General features: G+C 49.6%; 21 protein-coding genes. 16 read left to right on the top strand and 5 right to left on the bottom strand.

Annotated elements, in window-relative coordinates:
* From EKM94_RS09910 to clpP, 4 genes are all read left to right on the top strand, one after another.
* Window positions 1-207 carry a hypothetical protein gene (locus EKM94_RS09910; protein ID WP_125601233.1) on the top strand — a complete coding sequence of 69 codons (207 nt, stop codon included), beginning with the start codon at window positions 1-3 and terminating at the stop codon, window positions 205-207.
* Window positions 208-426: 219 nt separating this feature from the next.
* A complete protein-coding gene (locus tag EKM94_RS09905; RefSeq protein WP_125601230.1) occupies window positions 427-669 on the top strand; it encodes a hypothetical protein in 243 nt (80 codons plus the stop codon).
* A gap of 601 nt (window positions 670-1,270) precedes the next feature.
* The gene (locus EKM94_RS09900) at window positions 1,271-2,158 is read left to right on the top strand and encodes a glycosyltransferase family 8 protein (protein ID WP_125601227.1); all 888 of its coding nucleotides are present in this window, start codon (window positions 1,271-1,273) and stop codon (window positions 2,156-2,158) included.
* A 142-nt stretch (window positions 2,159-2,300) separates the two neighbouring features.
* Window positions 2,301-2,888, top strand: a complete 588-nt coding sequence (clpP, locus tag EKM94_RS09895) for an ATP-dependent Clp endopeptidase proteolytic subunit ClpP (RefSeq protein WP_125601224.1) — start codon at window positions 2,301-2,303, stop codon at window positions 2,886-2,888.
* Between the two features lie 151 nt (window positions 2,889-3,039).
* Here clpP and EKM94_RS09890 read toward each other — a convergent pair whose 3' ends face one another.
* Window positions 3,040-4,191: a cobalamin-independent methionine synthase II family protein gene (locus tag EKM94_RS09890; protein WP_125601221.1), complete on the bottom strand. Its 1,152-nt coding sequence runs from the start codon at window positions 4,189-4,191 to the stop codon at window positions 3,040-3,042.
* 115 nt (window positions 4,192-4,306) lie between these two features.
* Between EKM94_RS09890 and EKM94_RS09885 the strand changes: the two genes are divergently transcribed.
* From EKM94_RS09885 to EKM94_RS09830, 12 genes are all read left to right on the top strand, one after another.
* Window positions 4,307-5,233: a LysR family transcriptional regulator gene (locus EKM94_RS09885; protein ID WP_125601218.1), complete on the top strand. Its 927-nt coding sequence runs from the start codon at window positions 4,307-4,309 to the stop codon at window positions 5,231-5,233.
* A gap of 336 nt (window positions 5,234-5,569) precedes the next feature.
* A complete protein-coding gene (locus EKM94_RS09880; RefSeq protein ID WP_125601215.1) occupies window positions 5,570-5,806 on the top strand; it encodes a hypothetical protein in 237 nt (78 codons plus the stop codon).
* A gap of 921 nt (window positions 5,807-6,727) precedes the next feature.
* A complete protein-coding gene (locus EKM94_RS09875) occupies window positions 6,728-7,765 on the top strand; it encodes a sugar-binding transcriptional regulator (RefSeq protein WP_125601212.1) in 1,038 nt (345 codons plus the stop codon).
* Window positions 7,766-7,800: 35 nt separating this feature from the next.
* Window positions 7,801-8,826, top strand: a complete 1,026-nt coding sequence (gap, locus tag EKM94_RS09870; RefSeq protein ID WP_125601209.1) for a type I glyceraldehyde-3-phosphate dehydrogenase — start codon at window positions 7,801-7,803, stop codon at window positions 8,824-8,826.
* Between the two features lie 98 nt (window positions 8,827-8,924).
* Entirely contained in the window at window positions 8,925-10,136 is a 1,212-nt protein-coding gene (locus tag EKM94_RS09865) for a phosphoglycerate kinase (protein ID WP_125601206.1), read from the top strand.
* A 31-nt stretch (window positions 10,137-10,167) separates the two neighbouring features.
* Window positions 10,168-10,923: a triose-phosphate isomerase gene (tpiA, locus tag EKM94_RS09860; protein WP_164511192.1), complete on the top strand. Its 756-nt coding sequence runs from the start codon at window positions 10,168-10,170 to the stop codon at window positions 10,921-10,923.
* An 89-nt stretch (window positions 10,924-11,012) separates the two neighbouring features.
* Window positions 11,013-12,308, top strand: coding sequence for a phosphopyruvate hydratase (gene eno, locus EKM94_RS09855; protein WP_125601200.1), 1,296 nt, complete (start codon window positions 11,013-11,015; stop codon window positions 12,306-12,308).
* 348 nt (window positions 12,309-12,656) lie between these two features.
* Window positions 12,657-12,962, top strand: a complete 306-nt coding sequence (locus tag EKM94_RS09850; protein ID WP_125601197.1) for a hypothetical protein — start codon at window positions 12,657-12,659, stop codon at window positions 12,960-12,962.
* Window positions 12,963-13,419: 457 nt separating this feature from the next.
* On the top strand, window positions 13,420-14,277 hold the full coding sequence (locus EKM94_RS09845) for a carbohydrate ABC transporter permease (RefSeq protein WP_125601194.1): 858 nt from the start codon (window positions 13,420-13,422) through the stop codon (window positions 14,275-14,277).
* 12 nt (window positions 14,278-14,289) lie between these two features.
* Window positions 14,290-15,102 (top strand): carbohydrate ABC transporter permease, encoded by an 813-nt coding sequence (locus EKM94_RS09840; RefSeq protein WP_125601191.1) that lies wholly within the window; start codon window positions 14,290-14,292, stop codon window positions 15,100-15,102.
* A gap of 27 nt (window positions 15,103-15,129) precedes the next feature.
* The gene (locus tag EKM94_RS09835; protein ID WP_125601188.1) at window positions 15,130-16,365 is read left to right on the top strand and encodes an ABC transporter substrate-binding protein; all 1,236 of its coding nucleotides are present in this window, start codon (window positions 15,130-15,132) and stop codon (window positions 16,363-16,365) included.
* A 378-nt stretch (window positions 16,366-16,743) separates the two neighbouring features.
* Entirely contained in the window at window positions 16,744-17,367 is a 624-nt protein-coding gene (locus EKM94_RS09830) for a YitT family protein (RefSeq protein ID WP_125601185.1), read from the top strand.
* A gap of 224 nt (window positions 17,368-17,591) precedes the next feature.
* Here EKM94_RS09830 and EKM94_RS09825 read toward each other — a convergent pair whose 3' ends face one another.
* The 4 genes from EKM94_RS09825 to EKM94_RS12475 all read right to left on the bottom strand — a co-directional run.
* Window positions 17,592-19,802, bottom strand: a complete 2,211-nt coding sequence (locus tag EKM94_RS09825) for a DUF4129 domain-containing transglutaminase family protein (protein ID WP_125601182.1) — start codon at window positions 19,800-19,802, stop codon at window positions 17,592-17,594.
* Complete coding sequence (locus tag EKM94_RS09820; protein ID WP_125601179.1) at window positions 19,802-20,836, bottom strand: DUF58 domain-containing protein; 1,035 nt, start codon at window positions 20,834-20,836, stop codon at window positions 19,802-19,804. Before EKM94_RS09820 ends, EKM94_RS09825 begins: the two co-directional genes overlap by 1 nt.
* A 3-nt stretch (window positions 20,837-20,839) precedes the next feature.
* On the bottom strand, window positions 20,840-21,778 hold the full coding sequence (locus EKM94_RS09815) for an AAA family ATPase (RefSeq protein WP_125601176.1): 939 nt from the start codon (window positions 21,776-21,778) through the stop codon (window positions 20,840-20,842).
* A 536-nt stretch (window positions 21,779-22,314) separates the two neighbouring features.
* Window positions 22,315-22,498: hypothetical protein (locus tag EKM94_RS12475; protein ID WP_164511191.1), on the bottom strand; the 184-nt coding region annotated here is incomplete at its 5' end.

Below are 22,498 nucleotides of genomic sequence, written 5' to 3'. Positions count from 1 at the left end.
GTGCGGCTGGAACGCAGTGGGCGTCGTTTTGAGCCAATCCGAAACCCACGGCTTGTCTCAAAATCGAGCCTTATTCTAAGCGACAAAGCCGCAAAGAATAATCTCACTGCTGAGCCGCATGGCCCGACCCGGTTGCTAGGCAGAATTGGGCTTATCTGCAATCGAAGTTGGGTATCTGACGAAGTGCTTTTGCAAGCTAGAGGTTAAAACAATTGCCAATTTTGAGTGGTACGGCAAGGCTAACGGATTCGGACTGGGAGACCCGGATACTTTGCGTAGACTGAACATCTCTACCCGTTTTCTTAACAATCCACGGGTCAAAACCGACCAATTCAGCTGATTCATCAAGAACTTGCCTCAGTTCATCAGATAGGCTTCACTGGTGTCACCAATTTGAAGTTTGTAACCACTAACCATGGCCGTTAATTGCGTGGCTCCTCATCAATTGACCATAGCTTGCCGGCTGGCGTGAGTGCTCAAACGGCTGTTATAACGTTGAGCGGCTGGAGCGGAGAAATTCGGGGTGAGATCGCCGTGAAATTGGTCTTAGTGGCTATGCCACTTAGACCAAGGCTCAGCTTTGAGATTCGCGGTTTTTGCGAAGCTCAAAGTGACGCCCACAGCGAGCTCACCCCGAATTTCGCAGCGCAAGCCGTGAATATCTATTGAAACGTGTTCGCCGACCTAGCTTCTTGCGCTTAGCTACGCGACTATTTCGGTGGCACAAACCCGCGTCCAAAATAGTTGCTAGGCTAATGCTCAGGAGCTGACTGGGTCGGTTCACACTCTGGCGTTGGTGGTTCGTTTGCTCGTCTGGCGGAAGGTCGGGCTGGGGGTGAGTCAGCCGCGATATTATTGTTGGCGATTTATCGCCTACAATAAGGCCGAGTTTTGAGATTTTCGGCGCACTTCCGAAAAGCTCAAAATCGTGCCCGCCGCGTTCCACCACCCCCAGCCCGACCTGGAGCCCCACTACACCAGCCATCCACCAAAGCCACGCGCAGCGCAAGCTGCGGCCAAGCTATTCTCGCACTTTTCCGATTGCAAAAGCAGGCGAACCTTTTTATAATGAATAAGTCACTTAGGACATTTACTCGTGGCCCATCAGCCACACCCTACGCCGCTGAGAATGCAGTTGGCAGCGCAGACTCAGCCACAGGCACTTACAGCCCTAACGTCAAACATCAAGTAAATATAGGTTCCTAGCGCGGTTGACTGTTCCAGTAAGACCGGCGCCGCGCAAGGACAAAGAAGGTTGAGTACTCAAGCGATGGCACAACGAATCGAGATTCTGGTTACCCTGAATGAAGCCTATTTGCCGCCGCTCCAAGTCATGTTGGTTTCATTATTTGAAAATAATCCCCATCAGTCCTTTCGCATCTGGCTGATCCATCGCCAGATCCCCGCGGAGAAATTGACCGCGCTAGCGCAGTTGGTCCATAGTTTGGGCGGTCAATTGAAGCCGATCCAGGTTGATGGTCAACATTGGACAGGCGCGCCAACAGAAGCACGCTATCCCATTGAAATGTATTTTAGATTGTTGTGCGCCGATATTTTACCGAAAACAGTCAAACGGGTCCTGTATTTGGATCCGGATATTCTGGTGGTCAATCCGGTGCAGCAACTTTGGCAAACGGAACTGGACGGCAAAATGTTGGCGGCGGCGACTCATTCCGGGATGACGCACCTGGTTACGGGAATCAATAATATTCGGTTAGGCACCGACCATGGTTACTATAATTCCGGGGTGATGCTGATCGACTTGGCGCAGGCGCGGAAGATCATCAAGTATGCTGACATTGAGCGAATTATTAACGAACACAGTGATTTGTTGCTGTTGCCTGACCAGGATATTTTAAATTTCTTATACGGCGAAGAAATCAAGGAGATCCCCGAAGAAAACTGGAATTACGACGCCCGTAAATATCCGTTGTATTTTACCCGCAGTCTGGGCAAACATGATTTGCAGTGGACCTTGGTCAATACCGCCGTTTTGCATTTTTGTGGTCATCCTAAACCTTGGGAGGCCCATCACGACAACCGTTTCACCGCGCTATACCTCAATTACCAGCAGTTAACGGCCCGGCGCTTGCAGGCGTTGGCGCCAGCGTCGGAGGAACCTCCGGCAGAATCGACCGCGACCAGTGACAGCCGGTGAGTTTTTGGTGTAAACTAAAGGCGTGTCAAAAAGCAAAAAAAGTAAGTAAAATTGTTTGACCTATTTTGACTAATATGCTAAATTAGCAGAGTAGTTCGAACAGTGCTAATTTAAAAAGAACTAAACTCAAGGAGGCTACACGATGTTAGTACCTACAGTTATTGAACAAACTTCCCGGGGCGAACGCGCCTATGACATTTACTCACGCTTGCTGAAGGATCGGATCATCATGCTGTCTGGTGAAGTCAATGACCAGATGGCCAACTCGATCATCGCCCAATTACTCTTCTTGGACGCCCAAGATTCAACCAAAGACATTTCCCTTTACATCAACTCACCAGGTGGGGTGATCACTTCTGGTTTGGCGATCATGGATACGATGAATTTCATCAAGTCTGACGTTCAAACGATCGCGATCGGGATGGCTGCTTCCATGGCCAGCGTTCTGTTGACGGCTGGGACCAAAGGCAAGCGCTTCGCCTTACCTAACTCAACTGTCTTGATCCATCAACCTTTGGGTGGCGCTCAAGGCCAAGCCACAGAGATCGAGATCGCCGCGGAAGAAATCATCAAGACCCGCAAGAAGATGAACCAGATCTTAGCTGACGCCACTGGCCAAACCTTGGAAACCATTCAAAAGGATACTGAACGGGATAATTATATGACCGCGCAGGAAGCCTTGGATTATGGTTTGATCGACAAGATCATGGTCAACATGAACGATAAATAAAGTATTGAAATCGACTCAGATCAATTGAGTCAGAAAAACGCTACGGCAACCGGCCGTAGCGTTTTTTCGGTATTTAGATCAAGTTGAGCGAGCTCAGTTTCAGCGATCAGTAGCCAGACAGGACATTTTTGACTTTGACGGCGCGGCTCGATCACTGCCGCCAATAATCAGCGGCGATCCGTTGACCTTGGTCGATCTTGGCCCATTGTTGGTCGGTGGTCAGTTCGTTGCCGCCGTCACAGGAGGCAAAACCACATTGATGGGACAAGTAAAGGCGCTCCTTGGGAATGATCTGGCTGGCCTGGTCCAATAGGCGATAAACCCGGGCTTCATCATCCAAATGATCGGTCTTGCTAGAAAGTAGACCCAAAACAAGGGTGACTGCTGGCTTATTCGCTAAAACGGCCAGTGCGGAAAGGTCGCCGGCCCGTTCGTCATCCCATTCCAAAAAGAACCGGTCGTAGTGTTGCTCGCCGAGGAATTTCTGCGCGATCGTGGCGTAACTGCCACCGGCGGCGTGTCGGCTCGCGTAGTTGCCGCGACAATTGTGGGTCCAGACTTTCAGCCCCAAGGCGTGGCCATAATCGGCGACTTCATTATTGATCGCGATGAACGTATCCGCCAAATCGACAACTTCACCATTGCCGGCGGCGAAGAAACTTTGTTGATTATCCGACGCGAACAGTTCCCAGAGACAATCGTCAAATTGAATGATCGTTCCACCAGCGTCACGATAATCACGTAGAAATTCTTTGTAGGCATTGATCAGGCCAGCGCGGAGTTCCGCCTGGTTCGCATAAACTTGACCAGGTCCATATAAATGATCAAAAATCGCCAATTCCGTGAAAGCGTGGGCCGCGCCCCAAACGGTGGTTTTAACAGTGGTCGTGCCGGCTTGAGCCTTGATCGTTTTGAAGATATCAATGAAATGATGATGGCGGCCAGATAAGGGGGCGGTGATCCGCAAGCCAATGTCCTTGCGGGTCTCAAAAGCGCCACCGTCGTGATCTTGGAAGGTGTAACCTTGCTTGGCGATATAGCGTTCAATCCCGCCGAAGCCCCAAATAAAGTCCAAGTGCCACATTGATTTGGAATATTCGCCGTCAGTGAGGACACTGAGTCCGTGGGCCTTTTGTTGGGCGACGACCGTTTTGATCGCGGCGCTCTCTGCAGCCTGGTAGCCAGGAAAGTCCTGATAAAACGGATAGGTGATATCATCGCGTTGTTCGATTTGATTTTTATAAGTCAAGAGTGAAGTCGGTCGTAATAATGAACCGACTGTTTGAAAATGTGTTGTTGTCATGGGAAAGCCTCCAGAAATTAAGTCTTGAGGATATCATAGCAAGTTTTTCAGATAATAGATAATACCGGTTAACTTTGTGCTATGATAGGTAAAAACTATAACCGAGGGGCAAATCATGCGCATCCAACAATTAACCTATTTAGAAAAAATCGCGGCGACCGGTTCGATCAATGAAGCCGCCAAACAACTCTTTATTAGCCAACCCTCGTTGTCTCAGGCGATGAAGGAGTTGGAAAAGGAATATCAATTGCAATTATTTTATCGTAGTAAATTAGGAATCACATTGACAGCTGAGGGGCGCGAATTTCTGAACTATGCTCGTGGGATCTTGGATCAGGTCAATTTATTGAATGACCATTTCAATGTGGAGGTGGTCCGCAAGCATGTCTTCAGTGTTTCTGGGCAGCATTACGCCTTTGTGGTCCACGCTTTTGTCGAGCTGGTCAAGCGGATCGGTCAAGATGAATATCAATTCACCTTGCGGGAGACGCAAACGCAAAACGTTCTAGATGATATTCAAACTTTTCGTAGTGAGATCGGGGTGATCTACTTGAATCAGTTTAATCGAGCGGTGCTGACGCGGTTGATTGCCGAGAAGGATTTGAGCTTCACACCACTTTTCGTGGCTCAGCCGCATGTTTTCGTCGGACGGGATAATCCACTGACCAGTAAAGCTCGCCTGACTTTGGCCGATCTGACTGACTATCCCTATCTTTCTTATGAACAAGGGGAGAATAATTCGTTTTATTTTGCCGAGGAAATCTTGAGCACCATGCCCCACAAAAAGCAGATCCAGATCAGTGACCGAGCGACGATTTTCAACTTAATGGTCGGACTGAATGGCTATACCATCAGCAGTGGCATCATCAGCAGTGAACTCAATGACGAGAAAATCGTGGCGATTCCCTTGGATGTGCCGGATTCGATGACCTTAGGGTACTTGACGCATAAGAAAATCGAATTAAGTGCCCTGGCGACAGAATACTTGGTCCTATTGAAACAGCATATTCGTAACTACGGTTTTACGATCATTGGCGACTAGCTGGACGCGCTCGCTATCCCCGACATCTGTGCTGGGCTGGGTCGCGCTCTTTTTTTGAAACGTGCTAACCAGCCCAGTATCTTCTGCGCAGCTACGCAACTATTCCGGGGGGTATAGACCAGCCTTCAAAATGGTTGCTAGGCTAATGTTCTGAAGCTACCGAGGCTGGCTCTCGCTCTTCTTTTGAAACATACCGGCCACGGTCGTTAATTGCGTTGCACCTCATCAAGTAGCCATAGCTTGTCAAGTAGCCATAGCTTGTCAATTGGCGTGAGTGCTCAAACGACTGTTAAAACGTTGAGCGGCTGAAGCGGAGAAATTCGGGGTGAGATCGCCGTGAAATTGTCCTTGGCGGCTTGGCCGCTTAGGACAAGGCTCAGCTTTGAGATTCGCGCGGGTTTCGCGAAGCTCAAAGTGACGCCCACAGCGAGCTCACCCCGAATTTCGCAGCGCAAGCCGCGGACATCAATGAAACGTGTTCACCGACCTAGCTTCTTCCGCTTAGCTACGCAATTATTCTGGAAGCATAGACCAGCCTCCAAAATAGTTGCTAGGCTAATGCTCAGAAGCTGACCAGGTCGGCTCACACTCTGGCGTTGAAACGTGTTCACCGACCTAGCTTCTTCCGCTTAGCTACGCAATTATTCTGGAAGCATAGACCAGCCTCCAAAATAGTTGCTAGGCTAATGCTCAGAAGCTGACCAGGTTGGGTTCACACTCTGGCGTTGAAACGTGTTCGCCGACCTAGCTCCCTGCGCTTAGCTACGCGATTGTTCCGGAAGCAAAGTGCGGCTTCCAAAACAATTGCTAGGCTAATGCTCAGGAGCTACCCGGGTCGGCTCACACTCTGGCGTTGAAACGTGCTCCACACAACTGACTTCTGCGCTTAACTACGTCAGGCTTCTGGAGGCTAAGACCGGCCTCTAAAATCCTGACTAGGTTAATGCTCGAAGTCAACTCATTGTGTTTCGCGCTCGCTGGGGGTGAGTCAGCCGCGATATTATTGTTGGCGATTTATCGCCTACAATAAGGCCGAGTTTTGAGATTTTCGGCGCACTTCCGAAAAGCTCAAAATCGTGCCCGCAGCGTTCCACCACCCCCAGCCCGACCTGGAGCCCCACCACACCTGTCAACAACCAACGCCACGCGCAGCGCAAGCTGGGGACATTGTAGAAACGTCATGCGCGCTAGCCTAGTTTCTTCCACTTTAGCCAGTTGAGTCGCACAGTAGATCTTGACGTTTTAATGAAGGAAGGGCGAAAAACCCGTGATCACAGCAATCGATCATGCTCTTGATAAGTTTAAATCGTGAAATTTTCAGGAAATTCCTGATAAAGCGGTTGCAAATCTTGCAAATGAAAATCACAATTGTTATAATGATTTCGGTGCTTGAGATAGGGTAAGACTTTTGATCAACGCTATATTTTTTGGCACTGATGGGTCGCAATATGACACCGTTGGACGATTCTTGTCCCACTGAAAGGTCTGGCTGTGATGCAGAATGACTTAACGTGGTTGGATACGATCGCCCCGGGTTTCTTGAATACGATCAGACAGCGGTATTTGATCTTGCAGCGGATCCAATGGCTAGAACCTGTTGGCCGGCGCACGCTGGCTCAAGAGCTTGGGCTCAGCGAGCGTGGACTACGAACAGAAACTAACATTTTGAAAGCTTCAGGATTGATAAATTCCTCGAAATTAGGTATGGTATTAACGGAGAGTGGCCGGGAGATTCTCGGCAAACTCGATGATCTCATGTCTGATTTACTGGGATTTCCGAAGAAGGAGCGGCGCTTAGCCGACGTCTTGGGAATTGACCATGTCTTGATCGTTTCCGGCGATTGTGATTCGCAACCGCGGGTGCTGGAATCCATGGGTCAGCTGTTGAATAAGACCTTGGCGGTGCTGTTACCTGATGGCGAGAATATCATCGCCGCAATGGGTGGCACCACCATGGCGGTGATGGCCAAAGAATTAACACCGGCCTTGGCGAAACAACGTGATTTGTTGTTCGTACCTGCCCGTGGCGGTGTTGGCGAACTGGTCGATATTCAGGCCAATGCGATCTGCTCGGAAATGGCCAAGCAAACTGGTGGTCGGCACCGGAGCTTGTATGTTCCCGAGGACATCAGCGAGCGGACCTATCAGCCGCTGCTCCAAGAACCATCGATCAAGTCGGTTCTTGATTTGATCGGCCAAGCCAATGTGGTGATCCACAGCATCGGTGAGGCGATGACCATGGCTCAGCGCCGTAATATGTCGGCGGAGATCATTGGAGAATTGCAGGAAAAGCAGGCAGTTGCCGAGGCTTTCGGCGATTTCTTCGATGAAAGTGGTCAAGTTGTTTACAAGATACCGCGGATCGGCTTACAGATCCCGGATCTTACTGAAGTTCCTTATGTATTCGCCATCGCGGCGGGCCAGAATAAGGCCAAAGCGATTCGCGCTTACATGCACAACGCGCCGCAACAAACGTGGTTGATCACGGATGAGGGCGCTGCTAACTCGCTTTTAAAAGGGGCAACCTTTTAAAGAAATTTTTTATTTCCTGAAGGAGGAAATTTTGTATGACTGTAAAGATTGGTATTAACGGTTTCGGACGTATCGGACGTTTGGCATTCCGCCGTATTTTGGACTTGGGTGCTGAATCAAATGAAATCGAAGTAGTTGCAATCAACGACTTGACTTCACCAGCTATGTTGGCTCACTTATTGAAATATGATTCAACTCATGGCACTTTGGATGCTGAAGTTAGTGCGACTGAAGACTCAATCGTTGTTAACGGTAAGTCATATCGTGTTTACTCAGAACCACAAGCAGACAAAATTCCTTGGGTTGCAAACGATGGCGTAGACTTCGTACTTGAATGTACTGGTTTCTACACTTCTAAAGAAAAGGCTTCAGCTCACTTGAAGGCCGGCGCTAAGCGTGTCTTGATCTCAGCTCCTGCTGGTAGCGATCTTAAGACTATCGTTTATAGCGTAAACGATGATACTTTGACTTCTGACGATACAATTGTATCTGCAGGCTCATGTACAACAAACTCATTGGCACCATTCGCACAAGCATTGAACAATGAATTTGGTATCGAAGTTGGTACCATGACAACAATCCATGCTTACACTGCAACTCAATTGATTCTTGACGGCCCAGACCGTAAAGGCAATCGTCGCAATGCCCGTGCTGCTGCTGTTAACACAATTCCTCACTCAACTGGTGCTGCTAAAGCTATCGGTTTGGTATTACCTGAATTGAACGGCAAGTTACAAGGTCATGCACAACGTGTTGGTGTGCCTGATGGTTCTGAAACAGAATTAGTTGCAATCTTAGGCAAGAAAGTTAAAGACGCTGACGAAATCAACGAAGCTGTTAAGAAGTATACGATCGACAACCCTTCATTCGGTTACAACGAAGACGAAGTTGTTTCTTCTGACATTGTTGGCACAACTTACGGCTCAATCTTTGACCCAACTCAAACTGAAGTAACAACTTCAGGTGATCACCAATTGGTTAAGACTGTTGCTTGGTATGACAACGAATACGGCTTTACTTGCCAAATGGTTCGTACTTTATTGAAATTCGCATCTCTTTAATAGTTTGCTAACATTTTAGAGTTTCGATTTTTTTGAGGCGGAGGGAGGTTGACTCCTTTCGCCTTTTATCATGAATTCTTTACGGAGGTTGTCCACAAATGGCAAAATTAATCGTTTCTGACGTTAACGTTAAAGACAAAAAAGTTTTGATCCGGGTCGACTTTAATGTGCCGATCAAAGACGGCGTGATTGGTAATGATAACCGGATCGTTGCCGCTTTACCTACGATCAAATATGTAATCGACAATGGTGGCAAAGCCATCTTACTTTCTCACTTAGGCCGGATCAAGAGCGACGACGATAAGAAGAAATTAAGCTTACGTCCCGTTGCGGCTCGTTTGGCTGAATTGTTAGGCAAGGATGTTAAATTCGTGCCGGTCAATGAAGGTGCTGAATTAGAAGACGCGATCAACGCAATGGCTGATGGCGATGTGATCTTAATGGAAAATACCCGTTTCCAAGATATCGACAATGATTTCGGCAAACGCGAATCCAAGAATGATCCTAAGTTAGGCGAATATTGGGCATCCTTAGGCGACGTTTATGTTAACGACGCTTTCGGTACCGCACATCGCGCTCACGCTTCTAACGTGGGGATCGCCACAGCGATGAAGGCTGCTAACAAGCCTGCTGCTGCTGGCTTCTTGATGGAAAAAGAAATCAAGTTCTTAGGCACCGCCGTTGATAAACCAGTTCATCCTTTCGTGACCATCTTAGGTGGCGCTAAGGTTTCTGATAAGATCGGCGTGATCGAAAACTTGATTCCTAAGTCAGATCATATCTTGATCGGCGGAGGCATGGCTTATACTTTCTTGGCGGCAAAAGGCTACCAGATCGGCAAGTCATTGTTTGAAGCTGACAAGCTTGAATTGGCGAAAGAACTGTTAGCTAAGGCTGGCGACAAACTGGTTTTACCAGTTGATAACGTTGCCGCAACTGACTTTTCAAATGATGCCGCTCATGAAATCGTTGGCGATGATATTCCTGACAACGAAATGGGCTTAGACATCGGTCCTAAGACGATCACGTTGTTCAAGGATATCTTGAAAGACGCGAAGACGGTTGTTTGGAACGGCCCAATGGGTGCGTTTGAAATGAGCAATTACGCCGAAGGTACTTTGGAAGTTGGTCGGGCTTTAGGTGCTTTGACTGGCGCCACGACAATCATCGGTGGTGGTGATTCCGCTGCGGCCGCGATCCAATTAGGCATCGCTGACCAGATCACTCATATCTCAACAGGTGGCGGCGCTTCACTTGAATACTTGGAAGGCAAGACCTTGCCAGGTATCGCTGCTATTTCCGAGAAATAATTTCCAAAAATAATTTTTGAGGTGAAAGATATTGCGTACACCAATCATTGCCGGTAACTGGAAAATGAACAAGAATCCTCAAGAAACACAGGCTTTCTTGGAAGCAATCAAAGGCCAATTACCAGATCCAGCGCAAGTTGAATCAGTTATTGCTGCGCCTGCGATCGACTTAAACGCATTAGTATGGTTCTCCAAGGATTCTGCTTTAAAGGTTGCCGCTGAAAACTGTTATTTTGAAGACGAAGGCGCTTATACCGGTGAAACTTCACCGAAAGCGTTAGCTGAAATGGGCGTTGACTATGTGGTCATCGGTCACTCAGAACGTCGCCAATATTTCCACGAAACTGACGAAGACATCAACAAAAAGGCGAAAGCGATTTTCCGTAACAAAATGTTGCCGATCATTTGCTGTGGCGAAACGTTGGAAACACGTGAAGCTGGCCATGAAGTTGACTGGGTCGTTGGTCAAATCAAGGCTGCTTTGGCTGGCTTGTCCGCTGAAGAAGTTTCTAAATTAGTGATCGCTTACGAACCAATCTGGGCCATTGGGACTGGCAAAACCGCCAGCTCTGACCAAGCTCAAGAAATGTGCCATGAGATCCGTGAAGCCGTGAAGTCATTGTATAATGAACAAACTGCTGAGAACGTTCGGATCCAATATGGTGGTTCTGTTAAGCCAGCTAATGTGCAGGAATTAATGGCTAAACCTGACATCGATGGTGGTTTAGTCGGTGGTGCTAGCATGATTCCTGAATCATTTTTAGCCTTGGTCAACTACCAAAAATAATGCCGCTTTGGAGTGTTAAACAACACTAAAATTTGGTACTATAATGAATGTAAGCCGATAAATCGGGAAAAAGAAAAGGAGCGAAACAAATGTCTGTAATTACTGATGTTTTAGGCCGCGAAGTTTTAGATTCACGTGGCAATCCTACTGTTGAAGTTGAAGTTTATACTGAATTAGGTGGCTTCGGCCGCGCGATCGTCCCTTCAGGCGCTTCAACTGGCGAACACGAAGCTGTTGAATTGCGTGATGGCGACAAATCACGTTTTGGTGGCAAGGGCGTTTTGAAAGCTGTTGCTAACGTTAACGATGTTATCTCTAAAGAAGTTATCGGGATGGACGCAACAGACCAACGTGCTTTAGACCAAGCGATGATCGAGCTTGATGGCACACCTAACAAAGGTAAATTGGGTGCTAACGCGATCTTAGGCGTTTCCTTAGCTGCTGCTCGTGCTGCTGCTGACGAAATTGGCTTACCATTGTACGAATATCTTGGCGGCCCTAACGCTCATTTGTTGCCAACACCAATGATGAACGTAATCAACGGTGGCGCACACTCAGACAACAAGGTCGACTTCCAAGAATTCATGATCATGCCTGTTGGCGCTAAGTCAGTTCACGAAGCTGTTCGGATGGGCGCAGAAACATTCCACGCTTTGAAGAGCTTGCTGGCTGCTGACGGCAAAGCAACTTCTGTTGGTGATGAAGGTGGCTTCGCTCCTGACTTCGCTAACAACGAAGAACCTTTGGAATACTTGGTTAATGCAATCCAAAAAGCTGGCTACAAGCCTGGCGAAGATATTTCAATCGCGATCGACGTTGCTGCTTCCGAATTATGGGATGCTGAAACTAAGAAATACAAATTACGCTGGTCAACTGGTGAAGAGATGGATACACCTGCATTCATCGCTTACATCGAAGGCTTGGTCAACAAATACCCAATCGTTTCTGTTGAAGATCCAATCGACGAAAACGAATGGGAAGACTGGCAAGAAATTACCAAACAATTGGGCAAGAAAGTCCAAATCGTTGGTGATGACTTGTTCGTAACTAACACTGATTACCTCAAGAAGGGGATCAGCATGGGCGTTGCTAACTCAATCTTGATCAAAGTTAACCAAATCGGTACTTTGACTGAAACTTTTGAAGCCATCGAAATGGCTAAAGAAGCTGGCTACACTGCAGTTGTTTCTCACCGTTCTGGTGAAACTGAAGATACAACGATTGCTGACTTGGTTGTTGCGACTAACGCTGGCCAAATCAAGACTGGTTCAATGAGCCGGACTGATCGGATCGCGAAGTACAACCAATTGATGAGAATCGAAGAACAATTAGGCGATGCTTCTAACTACAAAGGTATCAACAGCTTCTACAACTTGAAAAAATAATTAGCTTCCTGTGAAGCTAATGACCGTCTATCCGTTGGGTAGGCGGTTTTTTTGTCTTGTTTTTTTGTAAAGCAGCGCTTCTGGAGTTAGTGCATTGCCTGATTGCAGGTGTGGGTGGGTTTGGTGGGGACGCAACCGCCTCAGGACGTTTGTCGTGGCTGGAACGCGGTGGGCACTGTTTTGAGACAAGCCGCAAGCCCAGCGGCTTGTCTCAAAATCAGGCCTTATTCTAAGCGATAAATCGCTAAGAATAATCTCACCGCTGAGCCACACGTCCTGAGGCGGTTGCTAGGCAGAATTGAGCTTATCTGCAATCGGAGCGACGCATCGGACGAAGTGGTTTGGTAAGTGTGGTGGTCAAAACAATCGCCCTTTTTTGGTGGTGCGGCAACATCAACTGATGCGGATTATAGCCGGTTGGTACAGTTTGCGTTGGCGGGAAATCTTTACCAGTTCCCTCAACAATTCTTGGCAGGATACCGACCGATTCAGCTAATTCATCCAGAACTTGCCTTAGTTCATCAGGAAAACTATTCTGGCGTCACCAATTCAAAGCTGGTAACCACTAACCACGGTCGTCAGTTGCGTGGATCACCATCAATTGACCATAGCTTGCCAGCCGGCGTGAGTGCTCAAACGGCTGTTGTAACGTAGAGCGGCTGGAGCGGAGCGTGGCGTTGGTGGTTCGTTTACTCGTCTGGCGGAAGGTCGGGCTGGGGGTGAGTCAGCCGCGATATTATTGTTGGCGATTTATCGCCTACAATAAGGCCGAGTTTTGAGCTTTTCGGCGGGTTTCCGAAAAGCTCAAAATCGTGCCCGCCGCGTTCCACCACCCCCAGCCCGACCTGGAGCCCCACCACATCTGCCCACCACCAACGCCACGCGCAGCGCAAGCTGCGGCCAACCTACTTTTGCCAGGCGAATACTCAAAGTCAACCCGTTGTGCTGCGCTCTGTCTAGACATCTTTTCGTCGTTAGACTGGCAAAATTGGCACATAATCTTTGAAAAATAAAGCGTTTTCTTTTACGATTACGGTGATAAAACGTCACGATTACGCCGTGAGAGGGGGATAGGCGCTTCCGGCACGCGGTTTTATTAGGGGGAAGTACCATGCGCTGGTTAAAGAAATATTATCTTGAATTATTGTTGGTCCTGCCGATGACAGTCTATATTCTGGGCTTCACCTTAGTGCCACTGATCAAAACTGTGATCTTGGGGTTCCAGGATCGCTATACGGGCAAGTTCTCTTGGTCGACGTATCAGGCCCTGTTCGAGCGACCTGATTTCATTCAATCGATTGGTAATACTGCGGGCATCTCGTTGATCAGTTTAACGATCCAAATGTTTTTGGCCTTTGTGATTGCTAATGTCTTGAAACAGAAATTTCATGGTCGAGCGGTTGTGCGCTCGCTGGTTCTGATGCCCATGGGGATTCCGACGATTGTGTCAGGCATCATTGCCCTCTATATTTTTGGGACGTCAGGCTATTTCAATGAACTATTGCTGAAGCTGCATTTGATCACGCGGCCGGTCCAATGGCTGACCGAGGGCTTTCAAGGGTTATTGGTGATTTCCTTAGCGGATACTTGGAAAGTGCTGCCGACTTTGGTCTTACTGCTATTAGCAGGACTTGAGGGGATCAGTAACGAGATTTATGAAGCGGCGGCGATTGATGGGGCGTCACGCTGGCAAACCCTGGGACGAATTACATTGCCATTGTTAAAACCGACGATTACCATGGCTGTTTTATTTCGGGCCGTAGATGTTTTTCGGATTTTTGAGTTGCCACAGGTTTTGGTGGGCCAATCGGTACCCTTTGTGGCTACCTTCGCCTATCAGGAATACAATTTGAATAATCCCAATGGTTCCGGCGCGGCCTCGACGATTCTGTTAGCCATGATTTTGACCTTTGCTTTGCTGTGGTTGAAATTTGTGGACAGGGGCGCGGGTTTCGCGGATCAGAATTGAGGGGGGATCATGATGACGACACGAAAGTTACATTTTGGGCGGATCATCCTGATCACGGTCATCAGTACCTTAATGGTGATGCCCGTTTATCTGCTCTTTAAGATTTCCATCAGTAGTCCTAGCGAAGTATTGACGCAACATCCAACTTTCTTGATCCATCATTTCGACTTTTCTCATTGGCGTGATGTCTTTCAATCCGGTAATATTTGGGCGCCGCTGGAGAAAAGCCTGATCGTGGCGACGGGGACGATGGCGTTGGCCACCGTGATCGTCGCGCCGGCTTCCTACGCGATTTCGCGCTTGAGTCGCAAGGTGCGTTTCGGTTATATCGCGGCTTTGTTTTTCACGAAAATGTTTCCGACGGTGGGGATCGCGTTGCCCATTGCCATTACCTTCACCAGATGGGGCCTAGTGGATTCTGATTTCGGCTTGGTCATGGCGCATTTGATCGAAGAGATTCCTTTCATGGCTTGGATCCTATTGTCGACGTTCAGCGCGATTCCGAAAGCGTTGGAGGAGGCGGCCTTGGTCGATGGCGCCAATCGGATGCAGGCGCTGCGCTACGTGGTCTTCCCCGTGGCGGCGCAAGGAATCGCGGTGGCGGCGATGTATGTTTGGTTAAACTCCTGGAATGAATTCACTTTTGCCTTGTATTTGTCTCTGACGACGAAAACGTTACCTTTGGAAGTTTACTATTACGTGCAGCGGGGCGGCTTCTTTGAAACCGCGGCGTACTCAACCTTGCTGGCGGTGCCGGTGATCTTGATCACCTTCGTGCTCCAGCGTTATCTCAAATCAGAATATTTAAGCGGTGCGGTGAAGTAACAAACTTTTTGTTTGGGGGGAAACAAAATGAAGAAAAAAATTTGGTTGCGCGGGTTAGTTGGGGTGGGCGTGTTGGCCAGCCTAAGCTTGTTGGTCGCTTGTGGCGGTCCGACGAAGAAGACGGCGACGTCCACCTTGAATGTAACCATGGGCCTGAGCGATGAAGAATGGAAAGTCATGAATCAAGATGTTTTGCCGGCCTTTGAGAAAGAGTCAGGCATCAAGGTCAATGCGATCCAAATGGAAGCGGCGGACGTGGAGAAGAAGCTCCAGGCCTCGGTGGCGGCGAAGCGGAATGATATTGATGTTATCTCTCAAGATGTGAACACAACGGCCCAGCTGGTCGCGGACGGTTATATGGAAGATCTCAGTGACCAGACGAAAATAATTCCTAGTAGCACCTATCCAATTCAGAAGCAGGTGGGCGTTTTCAACGGGAAGACCTACTTCTTGCCCTATCGGCCCAACGTGGAGATCAATTATTACAACAAAACCAAATTCGACAAATACGGACTTCAACCACCGACGAATTGGGACGAGTTATTGACCGTCGCTAAAACATTGAAAGCAAAGGAAGGCATTGGGCGCGTCGCTTTCAAAATGAGTGGCGATGTGATCGAGCTAGTCGAATTTATTCGGAGCGCCGGTGGGGATCCGTTGAATCTCAACGATGCCGGCACAGTCACAGCCTTGACCTATTTACAGAAATTGATGCCTTATCTGTCCGCTGATACTTTGAAGGGAACATTCTCGACCACGAATACTTTTTTGGCCAAGGATGAGGTTTATTACATGCCTAACTGGCCCTTTGCCACCAACATCATTGTTGGCGATGGCGGACGGAAGGATATTCTAGCGACTTCCGGCTTTGCGGGACCAAAGGAGCAAGTCAAAACTTTAGGCGGTGAGGTATTAGGCGTCGTTAAAGGTACCAAGAATAAAGCGGCGGCCTTGAAATTTATCAAGTATTTGGAAACCAAACAAGTTCAACAACTTTTGCTCAAGAAGAACGGCTGGCCATCCTTCCGCGCCGATGTGACCGGGACCGTGACTGGCTGGCAGGCGCCTTATTACCAAGCGACCGACGCGGCGTTGAAGATTGCCCAGCCGTTGCCGAATGTGACCTACATGCCTGACGTGAATAAATTGATCAACGATATCTTCCAAGAGACTTGCGTTCAAGGTAAAGACGTCAAGACCGTGTTGCAGGATTATCAACCGAAACTGGCTAAAATCAAGGCCGAGGCCAAGAAAGCCCAGTAGCGTTGCGTACCGCGTGCACCGTAGCAGGTGCGTGCGGGGCCATCGCTGAACAGCACCACTTAGCTAGCACTGATCGTTGGATCAGTGCTAGCTTTCTGCGCTTGAATCGACTATACTGTTGGATGTTGTGCCGGTGAGCGCTTTCTGCAATCACCCGCCAAAAGAGAGTGCGAGCCGGCCTGGGCAGCATCTGAGCATTAGCCTAGCAACTATTTTGGAGGCTGATCTACGCCTCCGGAATAGTTGCGTAGCTAAGCGGAAGAAGCTAGGCCGGTGAACACGTTTAAAAGAGAGTGCGAGCCGGTCTGGGCAGCATCTGAGCATTAGCCTAGCTGGGCTGGCGAACAAGTTTCATTAAAAACAGTGTGGGGTCAATTCATGCAAAAGTGGAAACAAGAGGCGCCGAAGTTGGCGAAAATTTTTGGCGGAAATCTCATTTTGGGCATTGCATATGCCAAATTGATGGTGCCGGACAAAATTATTAATGGTGGAGTTACCAGCTTGGCCTTGGTCCTAGCCAAGGTGACGAAATTGGATATTGTGGTCTTGACCAACGGCTTGACCGTTTTGTTGCTACTGATTTGTTGGCTGGGCTTGGGTCGGGCCACTTTATTGAAATCATTGTTCAGCAGTGCCTGCTATTTAGGTAGCTTTTCCTTCTTTTCGTGGTTACCGCTGAAATTGACGACGGTGCTTCCGGTGGATCTGGCCTTGGCCTGTGGGTTGATCGCCCTGGGTTACTACTGTTGTCTCAGTGCCGGGTCATCAACGGTGGGAATGGATGTGCTGGCTTTGATCATCCATCAACATCAACCCCGTTGGGCAGTGGCCCACATTATTCGTGATTTAAATTTTGTGGTGCTCTTACTGGGTTTGGTCACTTATGGCTGGCAAGCGGTAGTGATCGGCGTGATTTTCAGCTTCGTTTACGCCTGGTTGTTGGACAAGTTACTGGTCCACTACCAACAGCGCGTTGATCGTCAGTCCCAACAAAAGGCCTGAATCAAAATCGGCCTGGTTGAAATGCTGACCGCGATTGGACCAACCTCAGCCACTCAGTCCAGACAGCATTACGGGTTCCGCAAATCTGAATTACCTCAACGAGCGTTCAGGCAGTACCTTGTAATGATCAAAAAAAGCCGCTGGCGGCTCTGTACTCAATGGGATCGTTAGATCTTGTTGAGTGGTGAGCCCCAGCGGCTTTGGTCTTGTTTTCGGGTTTAGGTTCAATGATGGTGTTGCTGCATCAATTGGCGCCAATTGCTCCGCCGTAACAGGGCACTGGTGAACTGGCGCAGCGCTTGTGGTGGTAAGGCGCGGATCTCTTGGCCGAACGTTTGCGCTTGGTAAACTTCGGTGATTTGGCTGAAAGTTTCCGCGAGACCAAGGTGCTGATCGATTTCTTGGGCGTAGGCGCTGAGTGACTGGCTCGCCGGTCGCCGCCAGCAAGGTTGGAGGCCGCGCAAACTATAACGATAGAACTTACTGAAATTTGTTTGCGCGAATTGGCGGGCCCAGATCCACAGAATCAATGGCCGCATTTTTGGCAAAAGTAATAGGATCAAGGCGATGATTGCCGGCCAAATGACTAACTGCAGCCAACCGGGTAGGTTAAACGTGATTTTAGTGCGGCGGGTGCTGGCGGCCGAGTCCTCAGAGCTGCTAACGGTTTGCTTTTGGGAGCTGGACTTACTGCGGCTGCTGGCGCGACTACTGGTATTGCTGTTAACACTACTTGAATTCGCCGTGTTCGTTGCTGTCGAGGTAGTCGTGGTCACTTCGGCACTATTGGTAAAACCAGGCGTTGGTTCAAAAGGAAGCCAGCCGTATTCGCCGAAATAAACTTCCGGCCAGGCGTGAGCATCTGAGTTGGTCACGGTGTATTCGCGTTGATCACCGCTAAGCGTTTTGGTAACCGTGCCCGGCGCGAAGCCTTTGGCCCAACGCGCGGGGATGCCAATACTGCGTAGTAGCACGACCATCGCGGTGGAGAAGTTGTCACAATAACCCACTTGAGAGTCAAATAGGAAATAATCAACATAGTCACGACCCTTGGGGAGCGCCGGCGTGTCAATTTTAGAATAGACCAATTCAGCGGAATCTGCCAAGTAGTCTTCGATCGCCATGACTTTACCATAATAGGTGGGGATTTTCTCGGTCAGTTTGACCGCTAATTGGCGGACCCGAACCGGTAACGAGCTAGGTAAAGCCAGTTCATTGGTATAGTCGCCAGCGGTCGGGGTGGCCATGTCGGCTAGTTCGGTTGGGATGATTTTCTTCGCATGAACACCCAGTTGTAATTGTTTAACATCATTAGCATTGCCGTAAAGTCGCTGGGAAGAATTGTCGTAAAACGTACTATCCAACGAACCTGGTTCAATCGCTTCGATTTCGATCTGACCATAGGGGAGGCCAATATAATCTTGGTTGTTCAGCGCGGTTAGCCGCACCGCTTCCGCCTTGTTTTCGTAGTCAACTGTGGCGGCGCTGTCACTGATCACTCGCGGCGCATCCAAATAACGTTGAACTGCGCGGGTATCTTCGCTGACCCAGCGGGAATTCGTGGGGCTACGCCAACCTTGACCGGAGTAGTCGGTTTTGACCTGAATGCGTAAATAGTGCGGTTGTGTTGCCCGAACTTTGACCACGGCCGTCGGATCATCGTAAAGCGGTCCGCCCAGTTGATTATCATCCTCGGAAAAGCCCGTCCGACTGGCGCCACGGGCGTACCGTTCAATACTTTCATAGAAACCGACTTGATTGAGTTGGCTCCGTAAATCGGCTGACCAAGCGGCGAATTGCGTGTTGATCGCGGGCAATTGGATTGTCGCGCCCCAAACTGCTAAAACCAGCAGGATTGGCAGTAGCGGCGTGAGAGAACGCTTACCTTGGTTAGGGGCCCACCATTGCCGCCAAGCGCGACTGAGACAGAAAATCAGGGCCAGTTGGAGTGTTGCACTGGTCAGCTCATTCCCATTAAAAATATGAACTGCCAATAAATAGCTGAATACAATCAGAACGCTGAGCTCGGGACTTGACCAATAGCAACTTAACATGAAAATCAACGCCAGTGCTAGCAGTGCCAAGGTCACACTTAGCGTAGCCGTCAACTCGGCCGAGCCACTGGTCAATGAGGTGGTGATCGCTGTTTTTAGCCGACCGACGTAAGTTTGGACCCAGGCCCAGGACAAGGCCTGGTCATAGGGAAGCAGCCACCAGGTCGTCAACAGTTGAATGATGACCACCAGCAGTAAAGTTGGTGCCCAGTGGACTTGCAATAAGGACAGGATCAACACCAAGGCACCCATGATTCCCAACGCGAACCAGAGCATCTGTTGATTGCCGATCTCGTTAACATCGAGAAAGCTTTTGAGGAAAAGATAAGCCAACCAGAAACCACAAGCGGCCTGGCCGGTTTTTTCAAGCACGCGGGTCATCAGGCCACCTCCCACTGCAATTGAACTTGCTGTTTATTGGTGCTGATCGTCAAGGTGGTTGGCGCCACACAAACCAAGATCAATTTCTGTTTGGGAAAGTGAGCGCTGGCGGCAGCAAAGGTCATCGGCGTTGCGCTGAAAACGATCACCGCCGGGGTTTGTTCCAAGGTGTCGGGCAACCGCGTGGGCAATTCTGTGCTGGTCGTCCAGGCCGCTAACTGAGTCCAACTGGGCTGGATCAGTGGCTTCGTGCCTAGATAGAACCCTCGTTGCCAGAGATGGGTTTCCTGATCGATGGTTGTAAAGGCGCCGAGGAGTGCCTCGAAAGCGGGACCAGGTGTGCCCAACAGTACGCCTGCCCATTGTGGCTTTTGCTCGGGACGATTCTTGCGCACGGTGGTCTTATCGCGTCTGGCCGAAACTTTCCAATCAATCGAATGCAGCGGATTTCCCGGTCGGTAGTCACGCAAGGATTCCAAATCAAAGGAAGGCGTCGTATCATCCGCATTGGCGCGACGGACGAAATCAGCTAAGCCATCAAGTAAGGCCTGACTCAATCCTGCTTCTGTGGCGGGACCAACGATCAATGGCCGGCTTAGTTGGACCTGGCGTTGTTTGGTGGCGATGCCCAGGAGATCCCAAGCCTGTATCGTCAAGGGCAATTCCTGATGGATCCCCCGGTCTAAGTGGTTCGGCCAAATCAACTGCCGGGTTCGCCCGTAATAAGCTCCCCGCCAGTAAATCTGCTGGCCCTGGCGCACCGCCAAGCTGGCGAAGAAGCCGGGACCTTCAAGCAGCAGACTGATCGGCACATGGGAATGCGCTCTTAACGGTTGTCGATCTGTGGTGATTTTCAACCGGGCTAGCGGCCATAACAAACTCAACCCGCTGAAAATCAAAGCTACCCCCGCAAAATCAGTGATCAACCAACTGGTGGGCGTATTGAAAATCGGGCCGAGCAGACAGAAAAATAACAAAATCAAGGTTAAACCTAAATTACGGCGCCAATGACGCCAATGTCCACGCAAAGTCATGGCTCACCTCGTCAGGGGGACAGGGATTTGTTGGAGCAGATCGGCCAAAACTTGGTCGCTGGTCAGTTGGATCCCCGGTTGCAGAATTAGGCGATGTCCCAAAACTAATGGGGTCAGCCGTTGAATGTCCTCGGCCAGTACGAAGCCGCGTCCTTGAGTCAATGCATAGGCACGAGCGGCCGCAGCCAAAGCCAAGCTGCCTCGGGGACTGACGCCTAAGCGAATTCGCTGATCTTGCCGTGTCGCCGTTGTAATGCTTAGCAAGTAATCCAAAAGCGAGTCCGCAAAGCGAACCTTTTGAACTTGTTCCTTCAATTCTCGCACTTGCTCCGCCGTGATCACCTCGTGCGCTGTCGGTGGCGTGGCCGACTGATCGGCTAAATTCAACATCGCCAATTCAGCAGGTTTATCAGGATATCCAATACTTAACCGCATCAGAAAACGATCCATTTGGGCCTCGGGGAGGGGGTAGGTCCCCTCATAATCACTGGGATTCTGCGTGGCCAGCACGAAGAAGTTCCCATCGAGTGGGTAGGTCGTCCCATCCAAGGTCACTTTCCGCTCACCCATGGCCTCTAACAACGCGGATTGGGTTCGCGGCGTCGCCCGATTGATCTCATCGGCCAGCACAAAGGTGGCAAAAATCGGACCCTGTTGAAATTCAAAACTGTTCGCGTGACGGTTGTAGATCGAAACACCGGTAATGTCACCGGGAAGTAAATCAGGCGTGAACTGGATTCGATGATAACTTCCTGCAAAGACCTTGGCCAATGTCTGAGCCAAAGTCGTTTTCCCAACACCGGGTACGTCTTCGAAGAGCACGTGACCGTTAGCTAGGAAAGTGGTGATCGTCAGGCGAATGATGTCGCGTTTGCCCACGATTACCCGTTCGATTTCGTCGATACCTTGATCAATCAATGCTTTTGCCGCAGTCGCTTCCATAAGCAGAACCCCCTTTTCTTTATTATCTGACACTTACTATTCTTTAACAAGTGAAAGCCCGGCTTTTCCTGTAAAAAAGTAGCATGCCCGCAGCTTGCGCTGAGCGTGGCGTTGGTGGATGGCAGGTGTAGTGGGGCTCCAGGTCGGGCTGGGGGTGGTGGAACGCTGCGGGCACGACTTGAAGCTTTTCGGGAACCCACCGAAAATCTTCAAGCTCGGCCTTATTGTAGGCGATAAATCGCCAACAATAATATCGCGGCTGACTCACCCCCAGCCCGACCTTCCGCCTGACGAGTGAACAGCCCACCAACGCCAGAGTGTGAACCGACCCGGGTAGCTCCTGAGCATTAGCCTAGCAATTGTTTTGGAAGCTGCACTTTGCTTCCGGAACAATTGCGTAGCTAAGCGCAGGGAGCTGGGTCGGCGAACACGTTTTGAGTGCGGAACACAACAGGTTGACTTCGAGCATTAACCTAGTCAGGATTTTGGAGGTCGGTCTATTTCTCCAGAATAGTTGCGTGGCTAAGCGGAAGAAGCTAGGTCGGCGAACACGTTTCAATGATGTCCACGACTTGCGCTGCGAAATTCGGGGTGAGCTCGCTGTGGGCGCTGTTTTGAGCCAATCCGCAAAGGACGCGGCTTGTCTCAAAATCAGGCCTTGTCCTAAGCGGCAGAGCCGCCAAGGACAATTTCACGGCGATCTCACCCCGAATTTCTCCG

Source organism: Lapidilactobacillus achengensis, from assembly GCF_003946655.1.
Taxonomy (GTDB): Bacteria; Bacillota; Bacilli; order Lactobacillales; family Lactobacillaceae; genus Lapidilactobacillus; species Lapidilactobacillus achengensis.
This window is presented reverse-complemented; position numbering and strand designations above follow the sequence as displayed.

Excerpts from the sequence above, each read along its gene's own strand:
- EKM94_RS09900 (WP_125601227.1), top strand. The coding sequence starts at position 1,271 with ATGGCACAACGAATCGAGATTCTGGTTACCCTGAATGAAGCCTATTTG.
- clpP (WP_125601224.1), top strand. The coding sequence starts at position 2,301 with ATGTTAGTACCTACAGTTATTGAACAAACTTCCCGGGGCGAACGCGCC.
- EKM94_RS09890 (WP_125601221.1), bottom strand. The coding sequence starts at position 4,191 with ATGACAACAACACATTTTCAAACAGTCGGTTCATTATTACGACCGACT.
- EKM94_RS09885 (WP_125601218.1), top strand. The coding sequence starts at position 4,307 with ATGCGCATCCAACAATTAACCTATTTAGAAAAAATCGCGGCGACCGGT.
- EKM94_RS09875 (WP_125601212.1), top strand. The coding sequence starts at position 6,728 with ATGCAGAATGACTTAACGTGGTTGGATACGATCGCCCCGGGTTTCTTG.
- gap (WP_125601209.1), top strand. The coding sequence starts at position 7,801 with ATGACTGTAAAGATTGGTATTAACGGTTTCGGACGTATCGGACGTTTG.
- EKM94_RS09865 (WP_125601206.1), top strand. The coding sequence starts at position 8,925 with ATGGCAAAATTAATCGTTTCTGACGTTAACGTTAAAGACAAAAAAGTT.
- eno (WP_125601200.1), top strand. The coding sequence starts at position 11,013 with ATGTCTGTAATTACTGATGTTTTAGGCCGCGAAGTTTTAGATTCACGT.
- EKM94_RS09845 (WP_125601194.1), top strand. The coding sequence starts at position 13,420 with ATGCGCTGGTTAAAGAAATATTATCTTGAATTATTGTTGGTCCTGCCG.
- EKM94_RS09840 (WP_125601191.1), top strand. The coding sequence starts at position 14,290 with ATGACGACACGAAAGTTACATTTTGGGCGGATCATCCTGATCACGGTC.
- EKM94_RS09835 (WP_125601188.1), top strand. The coding sequence starts at position 15,130 with ATGAAGAAAAAAATTTGGTTGCGCGGGTTAGTTGGGGTGGGCGTGTTG.
- EKM94_RS09830 (WP_125601185.1), top strand. The coding sequence starts at position 16,744 with ATGCAAAAGTGGAAACAAGAGGCGCCGAAGTTGGCGAAAATTTTTGGC.
- EKM94_RS09825 (WP_125601182.1), bottom strand. The coding sequence starts at position 19,802 with ATGACCCGCGTGCTTGAAAAAACCGGCCAGGCCGCTTGTGGTTTCTGG.
- EKM94_RS09820 (WP_125601179.1), bottom strand. The coding sequence starts at position 20,836 with ATGACTTTGCGTGGACATTGGCGTCATTGGCGCCGTAATTTAGGTTTA.
- EKM94_RS09815 (WP_125601176.1), bottom strand. The coding sequence starts at position 21,778 with ATGGAAGCGACTGCGGCAAAAGCATTGATTGATCAAGGTATCGACGAA.